The following is a 13,877-nucleotide window of genomic DNA, read 5'->3' as shown; positions in this document are numbered from 1 at the left end:
CACCGGCCTGCCCCCACGGCACCCGATCCGCCCAGTACGAACCCCTACGAACCAGCCCCGCCAGGGTTGACGAAACAGATAGGGGCACCCCCCGGTGTCGTCGAAGGGGTCCTCGTGTACAGGGCGCGGAGATCGTCGAGAACGTAGTGGAGGGTGTGCTGGTCGGCCTGCTCCCAGGCCGCAGTGCGCAACTCCTTGACGAGGTGACCGACTTCGATGGCGCGGAGGGTGTCCGAGTGGTTCTGCATGGCGCGGGCGAGGGCACGCAGGGTGTCGGCGAGTTGGACGGGGACGCCCGTGTACTCATCGAGCAGCGGCTCGATGAGACGATCGCCTCGGCCGGCTCGGGGTTCTCGCGCAGGTAGTCGGTCAGGCGGGACAGGGTTTCGGTGGCGGCGTGGATGGTGTCCGGGGTGAGTGCGGGCACAGGGCTCCTGGTTGATCGGTTTCGGGGTTAGCGGCGGGCGCGGGAACCGGCGGCGTGAATATGGGGACGGGCTGTGGTGCGGGGCCGGTTGACATTCCAGTTGCGGGCCCAGGTGGCGGCGCGGGCGGTGGCGATCCGGGCGTGTTGCCAGGCGCTGAGCTGGGAGGGCAGGACGGAGACGGACGTGGTCCGGATCTGCGCGCTGTGCGGGACACGTCCGCGTGGGCGCATCACGGGCTCGGGGTTGGCGAGAGCGGCCGAGAAGGCTTGCACGAGGTGCATCGGGGTGCTGGGGGTGAACTGGGCGGTCCAGCCGTTGCCCTGCCGGTCCCTCGCGCCGGCCCACCACACGGCGTTGCCGTCGGGGTCCTGGCGGAAGTGCATCCACGCCGCTCCATCAGGGCTCGTCGCGGTGTAGTGACTGCCTTCGGGACGCGTTTGCCAGCGCTGTTCCTCCAGCGGTGCCCACACGTTGGGGGCATGGGCGGAGCGGGGACGGGTGAGGGTGTCGGTCAGTCCGGCGATGATCTCCACCGGCGTCTGCCGGCCGAGGACCGCCCACCACTCGGCCTGGTGCCCTCTCGCCGCGCCGTGGATCGTCCATCCACCTGGCTGGACGTAGGGGTCGTAAGTAATCCGGACCGAGCGGTCCGGGCTCTCCGTGATCAGGGGACCGCCCTTCTTGGACTTGTCCCGCCAGCCGGAGGCACGCAGGAATTCGGAGACGTGGCGGATGTCGCCGCCGCCGGCGAGGGCGCGGGGCTCGACGAGGTAGTGCTGTTCGGGCTGCTCGCCCGGTCCCCGGCCCTGCCGCTGCTTCTTCCTCACCGGTGCCGCCGGGCGACGAGCGGTGCGGGGGACGGCGGCTTCGGCGCGCTGGTGGCGGGACGTTTGCTGACGTGGCGGAGGGCCTCGCGGTGTTCGTCCAGGTCCCAGCCGATGGCGTCGAGTTCGTTCGCCGCGCGACCGAGGGCGAGCCATACCTCCGCCGACAGCGCCCCGCGCTCGGCCTGGATCTTGGCGAACATGCTGCTGGTGGAGACGAGGCGGCTGACGCCGCCGAGGACTCCGTCGTCCCGATCGATGATGCGGGCGATGAGGAGCGTGGCTTCGTGTGGGGGTAGTTGGGTGAGGTGTTCGGTGAGCTGGCCGAGCTGGCGGGTGATCTCGTCGGACAGCCGCACTGGGGTTGGGGTGGGGTGAGGCATGCTCCTCCAGAACGCGGTGTCGGGATCAGTGGTGGTGGCGATGGCCGGTTCGCCGGGCCTCGCCGAGAACGGCTTTGGGGCGTGCGCCGGCCAGCGGCAAGGTGCGGTCGGGTCCGGTGGGGATGCAGGCGCGCAGGTAGCGGCGGAACAAGGCGGTCGCGAGGCGGGGCTTGAGATGTCGGCTGATCGGTGGGGTCGTGCGGGGTGCTACGGGGTTCTCCGGGTTGGTCGTGCGGGGTGGGGCGCCCGGGCCGGTGCGGGGGCAGCCGGAAGCTGCGCCGGGCTCGGCAACGTCGTGGTGGGTGCCGGATGGTCGGGGGTGCGCGCGGTGTGATTGCGGGCGAGAAGGATCCGCTCGACGGTGTGTGAGAGTGCCTCCGCCGACTTCTCGAACTGGGAGGCCGGTTCAGGGTCTTGGCCGACGGCGTCCAGCTGCTGGGACCAGGCGATGGGGGTGTCGACGACGGCCTCACGAGTGAACGGCAAGAGGCCCTCGGAGGGGCCGGCGATCTCGGTCGGGATCGCGGCGGTCTCGTCGTCGCTCCCGGCACGGAAGGCCCGCTGGGAGAGCTGGGCGAGGTACCGCAGCGCGGCTTCACGTTCGCCGTCCGGTGAGACGGGGGCGTTCAGAGCCGGGTCGAGGCGGGGGCTGAAGCTGGCGGCGGGCAGGGCGTGCGACGCGGCCGTGGTCGTCCGACGCTGCTCGCGGCAACTACCACCGTCCGCCCCACGGCCTCTGCCCCGAACTGGCCGGGGGCGTCGACGAAACCGCCACTTCGCTGGAGGATGCCGGCCGCTTACGCGGCGCCGCTGGGGGCAATGATCAGCCCGGTGCGGGGGTTCTTGGTGATGGTGATGTACTCCAGCACCGAGAAGTCGGGCTCACTCTGCTTCATCGAGCCCTGGTGGCCGTGGCCCGGGTAGCAGCGGGGGCCGGCGGCGCGGCGGGCGCCGTGGAGGTGGGAGCGATCCGGCCCGAGGGGTGCTGCAGGGCGATGGCGATGCCGTGGGCGCTCAGCTGTCGACCGGTCTCGCGTACGGCGCGGGCCTGCGCGATGGTGTCGTCGCCGCTGAGGCGGTAAATACCGGTCTGCTGGTCCTGGACGAAGCCGTTGGCGGCCAGTACGGCGGTGGCGGTCCTGCCGACGGGGGTGGCGACGAGGCTGCCATCCAGCTGCCAGGTCAGTACGACCTGATCCGGCTGGGACGGCTGGACATTGGCCATGACGTTGTGGCGGACCTGGGCGAGTGCGGTGTCGTAGCGGGCCAGCAGGTCGCCGGCGACCTGCTCGGCACCCAGGAAGGGGTCATCCGTCAGGACGATGCCGTTGGGCTCGCGCACGCCGCGGTATGCCTCGTCGGGGAGATCACGAGGGGCGACGGCGGTGATGAGGAAGCCGTTGCGTTCGTCGTGCCGGTCGAGGAGGGCGAGCTGGGCGCCGTCCGTGCGGGTCAGGACAGCCGCCTGCTGCAGCGGGTGCTCGGCCAGGGACTCGGCGACGAGGTCCAGGTCCCAGATCCGGTTGACCAGTTCGGCGAGGTCGTCCTTGTGCTCGGACGGGTGGTAGGCGCTGGTCCAGGTACCGGGGAGTTCACCGGCGAGGACGTCGGTGTACGAGGCGAGGCGCTCGGATTCTTTGTGGTAGTGCATGGTGTCCTTGGTGCGGGTGGGGTCGTGTCAGTCAGGCCCTCCTCCGGTGTCACCGCACGCCCCAGTGCCTCGCTGAGCGGGTGGTATGGGGTGTCGGTGGGCTCGTTGACGCGGGGGATCACGTCGGTATGCCTCCGGTGGCGGCTCGGGTGTGGTGGTGAAGGTTCCGGGCAACGGCGGTCAGGGAGCGCTCGCGCACGAGGTCGGCGTGGACCGCGATGCCACCCGGTGGCAGAAGATTCAGGCGCGGTCGATGGCTGCGAGCCCTTCGTCGTATCGGCCGAGCCGACGCAGTGCGCCGGCCCTGCGGAAGAGGACGATCGGGTCGTTCCTGGCGTCGAGAGGCGACCGAGCACTGAGGGCGAGGAGCCGCTCCGGACCCTGCTCCAGGTCCTGGCCGAGCCACAGCCCGTGCAGCAGAACATGCAGGGTCTTGGTGTGATCGCCGGCCTCATCGAGGACTTCGTCCATCAATGCCAGGCCCTCGGGGCGGGACTGGCCCAGTAGGGCGAAGGCGTACAGGGCCCGGCTGTAGCAGTCCAGCGCCGCAAACGCGTTCCCCGGGAGACGTTCGACGAGTCCCTTCAGGGTGGCACAGCGGAAATCGAACCGGAGGGCGCTCAGGTACAGATGCCGGTAGGTGCGGGCGGTGATCGGGTCGGTGACGGTGACCTGGTTGGGACGCAGCAGGCCGAGGACGCTGTTCCCGGCGGTGCGCGCCGCCCAGGCGGCATCGGTGCGGATCTCAGCCGACTCCTTCCAGCCGGCGTTGAGTTCACGCAGGTCGGCCGCCAGGCGGGTCGGCCAGAACGGGTCCGAGGTGTTCTCGGTGGCCCGGGCCCGTGCATGCAGGAGAGCGCGGGCATGGCCGGGACGGCGGACGGGGAGACTCACCGGCCGCCCCGGGTGTCGGCGACGTGCACGAGCTGGCCGAGGGCCGTGGTGGTGTACCAGCCGCAGTCGACGAGCGCATCGTCGTGTCCGGCGTACTTCGGCAGGAGATGGTCCTCCATGGCGCGCAGGTAGATCAGGCAGTCCGGGCAGCGGCGCGAGAGGTGCACGAGGTAGCGGGGGTGGGCGGTGATGTAGGTCTGGGCGCCTCCGGTGGCGTCGCGCAGCCGCCATCCGTCCTCGTCGGTCGGGGTGTGCCAGGACGGGGCGACGACGCGCATCTCGGTTCCCCAGAGTTCTCCACCGGCCACGCCCTTGAGTACGACGACCTGGTCACCAGCCTGGAAGTGCTGGTGTGTGATGTCCCGGGTGGGGGTGAGCGGGTCGGACGTCGGTGCGAAGGCCGGAGTCGACGGAGGAGGGGTCCAAGGGGGCGGGATCATGCAGGTCCTTCCACGCGGAGCCGGGTGGCGGCGGGAGGATCAATGGTCCGGAGGATCGCCGGTTTGGTTAACCGGCGATCCCCGGCTATGTTCCGGCCGGATCAGCGGAACGGGTTCTCCGTCCCGTGGTCCTGCTCCGTTGCGGCGTCGAGGAGTTCGAGCAGGTCAGCGCCGTCCGCGTCGCGCTGGTCGATCCACCATCCGGCTCGGGTGACCGTACGGGCCTTCTCCTCCAGCTCCGCCCAGTCGGCCTCGTCCCAGGTGCCCTCGACGACGAGCGCGGTGTGCGCGGCGGTCATCAGCTGGTGCCGGGAGCGTTCGCTCCAGTCCAGGGCCCGCTCCGGACCTTCCAGCGGCGGCATGTCGAACTTCTCGGCCCATTCTGCGGCGGCCTGCTGTTCCTCTGCGCGCTTGGCGGCGAGCCACTGCTCCTTGGACTCCGTGTCGGTGTCGCGGGCGGCCTTCCAGCAGTCGGTGCAGTCCCTTTCTGTGAGCCAGCGTGCGAAGCCGGCCCGGCGGTCGGCGGGACGGTCGGACAGATCATGGACGAGCTCGTGGCCGCACTGGTGCTCGACGGTCCACTTCGTGCGGACAGCCATGAATGGATCTCCTAAGAGTACGTATGAGACGAGAAGTTGGGGCGGTGTGCTTGGGTACATCCGCGGTGGGGGTGTTATGTCCGGTGCGTAGGGGCTGCGGTGCGGGGTGGCGCTGCTGCGGCGTGACGGTGGATGGTCCGGCCAGGCGGTCACGGGCGGTGTCGAACGCAGTCTCGGTTCCGTGGTCGGCGACAGCCATCCGCACCGGAAATGGCGTGCTTCCGAGACGAGTTCCGCGGTGTCTGCTGTGTGGGTCCCCGGGATCGTTTCCTCCTGGAAGCCGGGCTCAACGGCGAGGCCGACGGCCGGGCGGGGCCTGCGCTGCCATGGCCGGCCGGCGCGCCGGCCCGGCTGGTGCGGTCGGCCCAGGGGTGTCGTGGCGGAGGCCAGGATCGAGGTGCACTGGATAGCGAGCGGCGGTGAGCATGTCCGCTGCCCAGGTCGCGCGTTCGTTCTCCCAGTCGCGCCCCATGTCGAAGGGGAGTCGGATCCAGTGGCCGGGCAGAGACGGCTCGAAGAGGAAGCCGGCACGGCGCAGGACGTCTCCGGCGAACGCGTCGACTGCTCCGGTGACTTCGACCTCGTCGTCCTGACCGCGGATGATGCGGATCGGTTCGGCGCCGGGCGTCATCGCGACTGCTTGGCGGCGTGCGGGTGGGCGGTGGCGGCGTAGGTGGGCTTTGGCGGGATCGGCTGCGCGGGCGGCGGTGAAGTGGTGGGCGCCGGGCCGCGCTGCGGTGACCGGCCGGCGGCAGCCTGCGCAAGACGGCTGCGACGCTCCGACAGCCCGTTGGACCGGACCAGGCGCGGCGGGCCGGAGGAGACAGTGGAATCGAGGCCGACGTCGGCGTGCACGGCGTAACCGGAACGGCGCAGGCCCTGCACGGCCTGGCGGGTACGGCGCGGACCGTCGCGCTCGGGCTCGGTGAGCCGGAAGAGTCCCGGTCGCTCAGGGACGGGCTCGAACTGCACCCGAGCGAGAAACCAGTGGGCCAGGTGCGCGGGCATGGAGGAGGTGAATGCCGCGACGAAGCCGTGCTGCGGATGGGTGCCGAAGACGAAGTGCGTGCCAGGATCCAAAGAGGAGGTCTCCTTCCGGTGGAAGTGGGAGGGGTCAGTGGCGAGGTGCGTATCGGCCACGCGGGAGGGCTTGGAGCGGCGGGGCGATGGCCGGGACCGGGTGCTGGCGAAGGGGAGTTGCCGCGCGAGCCTGGCGAAGAAACGGCTCGCTGTAGGTGAGCCAGGTGCTCAGGGCCGCCCGGAGCCGTGCGTCCCGCTCCGTTCGCGTGAGCGACGCATCCCTGCCCAGGTTGTCGGCATCGGTGAGGGCGTCGGCCAGATGCGAGAGCACGCGGGCGTCCTCCGGCCAGCTGGTGGCCGGAGGCCGGCACCGGTCGAGGAGGGCGGGAGCATGCTGTACGACGCTGAGGAACTCGGCCCAGGCCCGGTTCAGGAACGGCTCGGCTGCCTGGCCGAGCGCCGTGGCGCCGACGGGGGGCGCGTCGCTGTACCGGCCCGAGGGGACGATTGCGGCCCAGTTGTCCTGCTCGGCGCGGATGCGGTCGAGGGCCTCGGTGACGGTTGCGATCCGGCGGGTGTGGACGGCGCGCACGTAGGCGGGCAGGAACCGGTCCGCGATGGTCCGGGCCGCGTGGCCGGCGAACGGGGGCAGGGTGATGCTGCGCGGAGCGTGTGGGTCGCCGTGTCCCTCCTCGAACGGTTCGGGCACGAAGGCGCCGACCAGGTAGTCGAGTTGGTGGCCGGGGCGTTCGACGAGGAGCAGGGTCGTCCCGGTGGCTGTGTCGGTGATGGTGGCGGCGTAGGGGATCCGCTCGTTCTGGACGGCTTGTGCAAGTTCGCCGTTGTCCCACAGCCACGGCGCCAGGTCCTGTTGCCACGCGGGATGGGAGTAGAGCTCGATGCGTGTGTCCCACTGGCCGGGCAGCAGGTGGGCGATGTCCCGGGCGGCGTCGCCGATGAACCGCCGGCTGCTGGTCGTCACTTCGGCCTCGTGCGCCGTGGCGTGGCGGACCAAGTTGGCCATGGTGGCACGGGAGGCGTCCTCGTCCGTGTCCGGCAGGTGGTACACCCAGTCGTCGCCACGACGGAAGCCGGACGCCGCGAGCGCCTGGTGTGCAGCCTTGTACCTCTCGCCGTGGCCGATGGCGATGATCCCGTCGCCGCGGCTGTAGGCGAGGGTGATCTGCGCGTCACCCATGGGCCGGCACCCGGTGGTGGACGACGGAGCGTAGAGCGCGCCCGTACTGCCGGGCGTGCTTCCGGGCCGTAGTTTCCAGCTGCAGCTCGAAGTCGGGATGTTGCATACGGTCTCCTAGACGGCGGTGCTGGGCCCGCTCGCCTCGGCGTCCGTGCGGCGGCATCCGTAACCCAGCAGCCTGGACGGCTCGGGCGCGGTCGGGACGGCGGCGGCGTCCGAGCAGGTGAAGGTGTAGGTGAAGGCGGGGCGAGGTGTGGTGCCGAGCCAGGCGCGGTCCTGCTTCTCCGGCACGATCACCAGACCCGGCGCGGCGACGGCGTCGTGCTGGCTGTGGTTGTGGGAGAAGACGACGAGCGCGCCCGTGGAGGTCTTCAACGCGTAGCTGTTGGGGAACTTCGTGGCCGCTGTCGTGAACTGGGTGGCGCCTCGGGTGCCGAACTTGTGGATCGTGTCGTTGTGGACCTTGACCTGCCGCTTGGCGGCCTTGGTGGGGGCCAGCACCTTGCGTCCGTTGAGGTCGCCTCCGGTCACGAAATTGTCGATCACGGCCGAGCGCAGCAGGTCGACGGGAGCCGCCAGGGACTTGGAAGCAGGGTCGACTGCCGTGGCGTAGCCGTCCTCGTCGAGCACGATCTTCGGGAGCTGGGAGGGGTCGTCGAGGTCGACGGTGGCGACCATCTCCCACCGCTTCGACTTCGCGTTCTCGGCCAGGACCAGGACGCGGGCGTACTGCTTCTTGCTGCCGGCCCGGGTGACGGCGGCGAACCACCGCTGCTGTCCGTGCTTCAGGCGCGGGATGTAGAGGTCGGTTGCGGCAAGGTCGTACGACCACGGCCGGTACGGTTCTCGGTCCGCCTTCGGCAGGGCATCGCCTTCCTTGAGGTCGGCCAGCGACATGGCGTACCGGGGGCCGCCCTCGATGGTGCCGAGGAGTGCGCGGTCGCGCTTGATGTACGCGAGGTTGTTCGTCATCGAGTAGGAGGCGACGGCGTTACGGGCCTCGGCCGGGGTGAGCGCGGGGGCTGACTTCGCTGCGGCCCTGGGCGGCTTCGTCTGGTCTGCGGCAGCCGGGGTGTTGCCGTCGGTGTCGCTGGAGCAGTCGGTCGCGGCGAGAGCGAGGCAGACAGCGGCGGTGATTAGGGGCAGAGTGCGGCGGGCGGGGTGGATGGGGGCTCCTTTTCGCTGGGAACGGGAAAGGGCGCGGCGAGCGGTCGGCTCACCGGCGGTGGGCAGCCACCGAGGGGCTGGTGCGTGCAGGGGCGGCCGGGCGCGGGACTGCAGTGGTGGGTGTCGGGGCTTGGCAGAGGTTCACTCCGATGCCCTTCTGAGCGAACTGGTGAACCAGCGCTCGCAGGCGCAGGTCGCGTCAGTCCTCGCCGTACGCAGGTGGGAGCAGGAACGCGGCCTGGTAGGGGTGGAAGCCGAGCCCGTACAAGTCCGTGCGGGCGTTCTCTGGGACGCACTTTTCAGTGCATGCGGGCGTCGGTGTCGAACAGGGCCAGCTCGTGGGTGTGGAGGAGGTGTTGGACGACGAAGCTCCTGCCGGCGACCTTCCACAGGCCGCGCCCGCGGTTGAGGTGGGCGATGGCTTCGGTTTCGACGGAGGTGAGACCGAGGAGGGTGGCTGCGGCGTGGAGCTGGTCGGTCTCCTGGCGGTAGATGATGCGGGTGGAGCAGTCGGCGAGGAGTCCTTCGGCCAGGGCGCGGCCCCGGGACCCGGCGTCGCCGGCGGTGAGCAGATCGGACAGCCGGTGGATGACCATCAGGTTGGCGATACCGAGACCGCGGGAGAGTTTCCACTGGGCCTGCATGCGCTGGAGGAGTCCGGGGTGGCGCATCAGGCGCCAGGCTTCGTCGTAGACGATCCAGCGCCGACCGCCGCGCGGGTCGGTGAGGGCGGATTCCATCCAGGCGGAGGCGCAGGTCATGGCGAGGACGAGGGCAGTGTCGTCGCCGGATCCGCCGAGCCGGGATAGGTCGATCGTGAGCATCGGTGCGGCGGGGTCGAAGATGACGGTGGAGGGGGCGTCGAACATCCCGGCCAGGTCGCCGTGGACGAGTCGGCGCATGGCGTGGGCGAGGTCGCGTGCCGAGTCGCCGAGCCGCCCGGACATGAGGCCGGCAGCCTCGTCGAGCTGGGCGGGATTGTTGAGGGCCGTGGCGACGTCGCCGAGGAGCGGGGTGCGGCCGGTGTCGGCGGCGCGGGTGACCACCAGGTCGAGGGCCACGTCCAGAGCGGTGTGCTCCATCGGCAGCAGGTCCCGGCCGAGGACCGTCCGGGCCAGGGAGCCGAGCAGGAGGAGGCGCCGCTTGCGGATCTCACCGACCCAGTCGGCCTCGGAGATGCTCTCCGGGCGTGGTGCTGCGTCGAGGGGGTTGAGGCGGCCGGGGAGTCCGGGGCCGAGGGCAACGGAGGCGCCGCCCACCGCGTGGGCGACGGGCGTCCACTCCCCCTTCGGGTCGCACGGCACGTAGATGCGGTAGCCGAATGCGACGGACCGCAGGGCGAACGATTTCGCGAGAGCCGACTTGCCCTGGCCGATCACCCCGGCCAACAGGACGTTGGGGTTGGTGAATCCTTCGACGCGGCCGTACAGGGCGAACGGGTCGAACACGAAAGAGGCTTCGGCGTGGACGTCGCGGCCGATGTAGATGCCCTCGGCGCCGAGTCCGCCTTCGGCGAGGAACGGATACGCCCCTGCTGCGACAGCGGTGGTCATGCGGTGGGCGGGCAGTTTCAGCCGGTTCCCGCGGGCGGACGAGGGGCCGGGGCGTCCGCTCGGTGGGTACAGAGGCGCGGGTGTTGTGTGCTCGGTTGGTGTGGTGCCCGCCGGAGGGGTGGTTGCTTCGGCGTGTGCTTTCGCGGCGGCCTCGGCGAGTTGCCGGCGAGCGGCCTTGCGGCCAGCCCGGTCGGTGCCGTGCGGGGTGAACAGGGGGTTGGCGGAGGCGCGGCGGGCGCGGCGTGCGGGCCGGTGGTTCATCGGGGGCCGTCTTTCGGCGGGTGGTGTTCATCGCACGCACGCGGAGATGTGGGGGCGGATGAGGTCGGTGGGAGTGGTCTTGCGGCGGACCATGTGTCCGGCGGCCAGGTGGCGCTGGCAGATGGTGAGGACCGGTGGTCCCTTCGGGAGCTGCTCGGGATGGCACTCGGCCGAGTCCGCGGACACGGCCGGCAGAAGGTGGAAGGCCGTGTGGATCTCGGTGGTGGCCTGCCAGAGTCGGGTGTGTGCGGTGGCGAGGTGCCGGCCTGCGCTGGGGCGCGGGGGACGTGCTGCCTCGGCGAGCTGGTCGAGGAGCCGGTGCAGCTCGGTGAGGTGGGCGTGGAGAGTGTCGAGGTGGGCGCGGTCCAACGACTCCGGCTGTGGTGAGCGTCTCATGGCGCGGGTGTGGTGGCGGACGCCGGCGGTGGCGGCGCGGAGGTAAGGGTGCGCGTCGTGGGGGCGCGGAGGGGAGGTCAAAGGGGCGAGGGTCCTTCCTGCCACCGTGTTGGGACGGTGGCCGAGTCAGAGAGTGGTGCGGGCCAGTGGGAGCGCGGAGGCCTCGAAGGCGTCGGGCTGCTGGAAGAACAGGCGGCGCAGGTCGACGCCGACGGTGACGGCGGCGGTCTCGATCTGCGCGCAGGCGGCGTCGAGGAGGGCGTCGGTGTTGGCGGAGACGGTGACCAGGCCGGTCAGGGCGACGTCGGCGTGGCCGGCGATGAGCTGTCGCTCGCGCTGTTTGACGTCGGCGTATTCGACGGAGTCTTCCTCGCTGTCGACCTGACCGCGGCGGGCGCGTTCGCTGGCGTCGGCGATGATTGCGGCCTTCTTCCGCTGGACATCGCGGAGCGCAGACTCGAGCCCCTGTGGGACGTAGATGAGGGAGAGGCTGCGGCGGACGCCCGCGGTGAACATCAGCCCGTGCAGGAACCCGGCATGCGACTCCGTCCGGGGCCAGTTCTCCACCCAGTACGTGGCGTGGCGCGCGGTGTCGGTGGCGAGCCGGTCGTATTCCTCGACCTGAACGACGGGGCCGGCGGCGGACGGATCGGCCTCCGCCCGACCGGTGTCCGACCACTGCTGCAGGGCGGCGAGGGCCTTGGGGTCGTAGGCGGTGCGGATGACGGCGGCGATCTCCGGGGCGGACAGCCAACCGGTGACCATGAGGCCGGCGTCGCGGGCGGCCAGGGCGATGGAGGAGGTGGTCTGCTCCATGACCGTGAACGCGCCGGGCATCCCTCCTCCGGCCTGGCTGATGAGCCGCTTGGCGGCCTTCAAATCGAGGGATATGGCGAGGTAGGTCTCGTGCGGGGCGGCTGCCGGTCCAGCGGAGGCGACCAGCTCGGAGTAGATCTGTCCGGCGACCGGGGTCTCGAGGCGGCCGTGCTGTGTCCAGTGGCGGGCGAGGGTGTCGCCGGATTCTGGGACGGTGCGTTCCAGGACCTGCACGGTGGCGACGTGGCCGGTGCGGGCGATGCCGGCCAGTGCACGGCCCCAGCCGTTCACGTTGTGGTTCTGCATGGCCGGGTCGAGCAGGGCGAACGCGCGGCTGGTGACACGGGCGACGGCGGTGAGGGTCTGCTGGTGCGGGTCGTGGACGGCCGCGGCGCCGTTGGCGGAGTCGCCGGGGGTGACGACCTTCAAGGACGCGGCGGTGCCGGGCAGGTGCAGGATGCCGTCTCGCCGCGGTCGGCTGACCGGCCGGGCGAGCCAGAGTGTGTGCCCGGCGTGGCGGCGGATCGCGTAGCGGGTGACGATCGGTGCCCAGTCGATCAGCGACCGGCCGTGGCGGCGGATCGTGACCAGCGCGGCGACGGCTCCCCACAATGGGGCCAGCGCCACGGCGCCGAGCAGGCCGGTGGAGACCACCGTCACCAGCAGCAGCGCCAGCGCACAGGAGACGAGGACGAGTTGGGGGAGGGAGAGACCGAGGAGGATGCCGCGGCGGGACCGGTATGGGAACTTCACGGTGACCGGGGCGACGGAGAGATCAGACAAGGGGCTGGTCCAAAGGACGCTGGCGGGACCCGGGTGCGGGGAGCGAAGTGCCCGTCCCGCCCCCGGGCATGGCCAGGGCGATCAGAGGCTGGTCGGGGGAGGCGGAGGGAACACCGCGCCACTGCCGGCACCGGCCGCCTGTGAGCCGGAGGACGGCGGGGCGCCCTGCGGCGGAGGCGTGGTGGACGGCGGCGTGGAACTCCACCCACCGACCTGACCGGACGCAGCACCGGATCTTGAGCCGCCACCGGCGGGACCGCCGCCGACCTGGCCGCTCGTATCCTCGGTGACGCTGGTCGGCGCAGGCGGTACGGCCTTCCCCAGGCCGGACTTGACGGCGTCTCCGCCAGACGGGGCGCCCGAGCCGCCGGACTGCGTGCTCTCCTGGCCGCTGCCTTTGCCGCTCGGGCCGGGGGCGATGTCGCCGGGAAACCCGCCATCCCCTGGGATCGAGTCCGGTCCCTGTGGAGCGGCCCCGGCTCCGGCGGCCGCACCGCCGGTTCCGGCGGTGGCCGCCATCGCGGCTGCCTTTTTCCCGGTGCGCTCGGCGTGCTGCTTGGCGAGCTGCGCACCGGCGCCGCCGGCACGGTGCAACGTTTCCCCGTCGGACCCTTCGGCCGCCCAATGCACGAACTTGAAGGTCGCGTAGGGGCAGAGCAACACCAAGATCATGATCACGATGCCCGCGAGGACATCGGCCAGCGCGGCCAGGCCGTCCTCGGCCTCGGTCCTGCCCATGGCCGCGACGCCGAGGACGAAGATGATCGTCATCAGCAGCTTGGAGACGACAAGGGTGGCGGTGGCCTCGATCCAGCCCTTGCGCCACCGGCGTGCGACCTCCCAACCACCGCCGGCCCCGGCGAACGCGGCCAGCGTGACCATGACCAGGATGCCGACCTTGCGGACCATCATCACGCACCAGTAGAGGAGCGCTCCGAGGGCGGCCCCGAGCGCGGCGAACACCATCACGAGCCACCCCAGGCTGCTGACGGCGCCGAGCTGCCCGACCTTGACAATGCGGCGGACCGCAGACTCGATGTCCAGGTTCGCGGCCTTGAGTAGACCGGCGGACAGCGCGTCGACCACTTCGATCGCGACGGTGGTCAGGGCGATGGCGGCGAACGCGAAGATCACACCGGAAGCCGTGCCGGTGAATGCCTGCATCAGGGCCTGGCCGTCGCGTCTGACCGCGGCACGGACGAGCTGGGCGCAGAAGGTCGCCACCAGAACGACCAAGGCGATCGGGAGGATCGTCTCGTAGTTATCGCGGAACCAGCCCGCGTTGAGGTCGACGCCAGTGGTGGAGTCGACCGCCCTGGCTGCGAGGTCGACCGAGGCGGCGGCGAATTCGCCGGCGCTCCTGGCCATCCAGTCGCCGATCGCCTTGCCGGGATCGGAGACGAAATCCACGGCTTCGCCGACCGCGCAGACCTTGTCCGCGAGGGGGAGATCACAGAACCCCAT

The 13,877-nt window shown here is 71.0% G+C and carries 15 protein-coding genes; 1 reads left to right on the top strand and 14 read right to left on the bottom strand.

Annotated features, from left to right (window positions below):
* Positions 1-365 (top strand): hypothetical protein (locus ACFY3J_RS37470; protein WP_390842763.1); only part of this gene is annotated, 365 nt, incomplete at its 5' end.
* An 89-nt stretch (positions 366-454) separates the two neighbouring features.
* On the opposite strand, the gene ACFY3J_RS37465 is transcribed toward ACFY3J_RS37470, so the two are convergent.
* The 14 genes from ACFY3J_RS37465 to ACFY3J_RS37400 form a co-directional block, all read right to left on the bottom strand.
* The gene (locus ACFY3J_RS37465; RefSeq protein ID WP_390842762.1) at positions 455-1,255 is read right to left on the bottom strand and encodes a DUF317 domain-containing protein; all 801 of its coding nucleotides are present in this window, start codon (positions 1,253-1,255) and stop codon (positions 455-457) included.
* Positions 1,252-1,635 carry a hypothetical protein gene (locus ACFY3J_RS37460; protein ID WP_390842760.1) on the bottom strand — a complete coding sequence of 128 codons (384 nt, stop codon included), beginning with the start codon at positions 1,633-1,635 and terminating at the stop codon, positions 1,252-1,254. The genes ACFY3J_RS37465 and ACFY3J_RS37460 overlap by 4 nt, the downstream gene beginning before the upstream one ends.
* A gap of 892 nt (positions 1,636-2,527) precedes the next feature.
* Positions 2,528-3,286: a hypothetical protein gene (locus ACFY3J_RS37455; RefSeq protein WP_390842759.1), complete on the bottom strand. Its 759-nt coding sequence runs from the start codon at positions 3,284-3,286 to the stop codon at positions 2,528-2,530.
* Between the two features lie 240 nt (positions 3,287-3,526).
* The gene (locus tag ACFY3J_RS37450; protein ID WP_390842758.1) at positions 3,527-4,180 is read right to left on the bottom strand and encodes a hypothetical protein; all 654 of its coding nucleotides are present in this window, start codon (positions 4,178-4,180) and stop codon (positions 3,527-3,529) included.
* Positions 4,177-4,620, bottom strand: a complete 444-nt coding sequence (locus ACFY3J_RS37445; RefSeq protein ID WP_390842757.1) for a hypothetical protein — start codon at positions 4,618-4,620, stop codon at positions 4,177-4,179. Before ACFY3J_RS37445 ends, ACFY3J_RS37450 begins: the two co-directional genes overlap by 4 nt.
* Positions 4,621-4,721: 101 nt before the next feature.
* On the bottom strand, positions 4,722-5,219 hold the full coding sequence (locus ACFY3J_RS37440; RefSeq protein ID WP_390842756.1) for a hypothetical protein: 498 nt from the start codon (positions 5,217-5,219) through the stop codon (positions 4,722-4,724).
* 286 nt (positions 5,220-5,505) lie between these two features.
* Positions 5,506-5,850: a hypothetical protein gene (locus ACFY3J_RS37435; RefSeq protein ID WP_390842755.1), complete on the bottom strand. Its 345-nt coding sequence runs from the start codon at positions 5,848-5,850 to the stop codon at positions 5,506-5,508.
* On the bottom strand, positions 5,847-6,299 hold the full coding sequence (locus tag ACFY3J_RS37430; protein WP_390842754.1) for a hypothetical protein: 453 nt from the start codon (positions 6,297-6,299) through the stop codon (positions 5,847-5,849). Before ACFY3J_RS37430 ends, ACFY3J_RS37435 begins: the two co-directional genes overlap by 4 nt.
* A 34-nt stretch (positions 6,300-6,333) precedes the next feature.
* On the bottom strand, positions 6,334-7,437 hold the full coding sequence (locus tag ACFY3J_RS37425) for a hypothetical protein (RefSeq protein WP_390842753.1): 1,104 nt from the start codon (positions 7,435-7,437) through the stop codon (positions 6,334-6,336).
* A gap of 114 nt (positions 7,438-7,551) precedes the next feature.
* Complete coding sequence (locus tag ACFY3J_RS37420) at positions 7,552-8,409, bottom strand: hypothetical protein (RefSeq protein ID WP_390842752.1); 858 nt, start codon at positions 8,407-8,409, stop codon at positions 7,552-7,554.
* A gap of 494 nt (positions 8,410-8,903) precedes the next feature.
* A complete protein-coding gene (locus ACFY3J_RS37415; protein ID WP_390842751.1) occupies positions 8,904-10,418 on the bottom strand; it encodes a VirB4 family type IV secretion system protein in 1,515 nt (504 codons plus the stop codon).
* Between the two features lie 27 nt (positions 10,419-10,445).
* A complete protein-coding gene (locus ACFY3J_RS37410) occupies positions 10,446-10,895 on the bottom strand; it encodes a DUF6238 family protein (RefSeq protein ID WP_390842750.1) in 450 nt (149 codons plus the stop codon).
* Between the two features lie 45 nt (positions 10,896-10,940).
* On the bottom strand, positions 10,941-12,413 hold the full coding sequence (locus ACFY3J_RS37405; RefSeq protein ID WP_390842749.1) for an SCO6880 family protein: 1,473 nt from the start codon (positions 12,411-12,413) through the stop codon (positions 10,941-10,943).
* An 81-nt stretch (positions 12,414-12,494) separates the two neighbouring features.
* Entirely contained in the window at positions 12,495-13,877 is a 1,383-nt protein-coding gene (locus ACFY3J_RS37400) for an ATP-binding protein (protein WP_390842748.1), read from the bottom strand.

The sequence above is a fragment of the Streptomyces sp. NPDC001231 genome (assembly GCF_042896885.1).
Lineage (GTDB): Bacteria > Actinomycetota > Actinomycetes > Streptomycetales > Streptomycetaceae > Streptomyces.
Note: the sequence above shows the minus strand (reverse complement) of the source record. Positions and strands in the feature narration are given on the sequence as shown.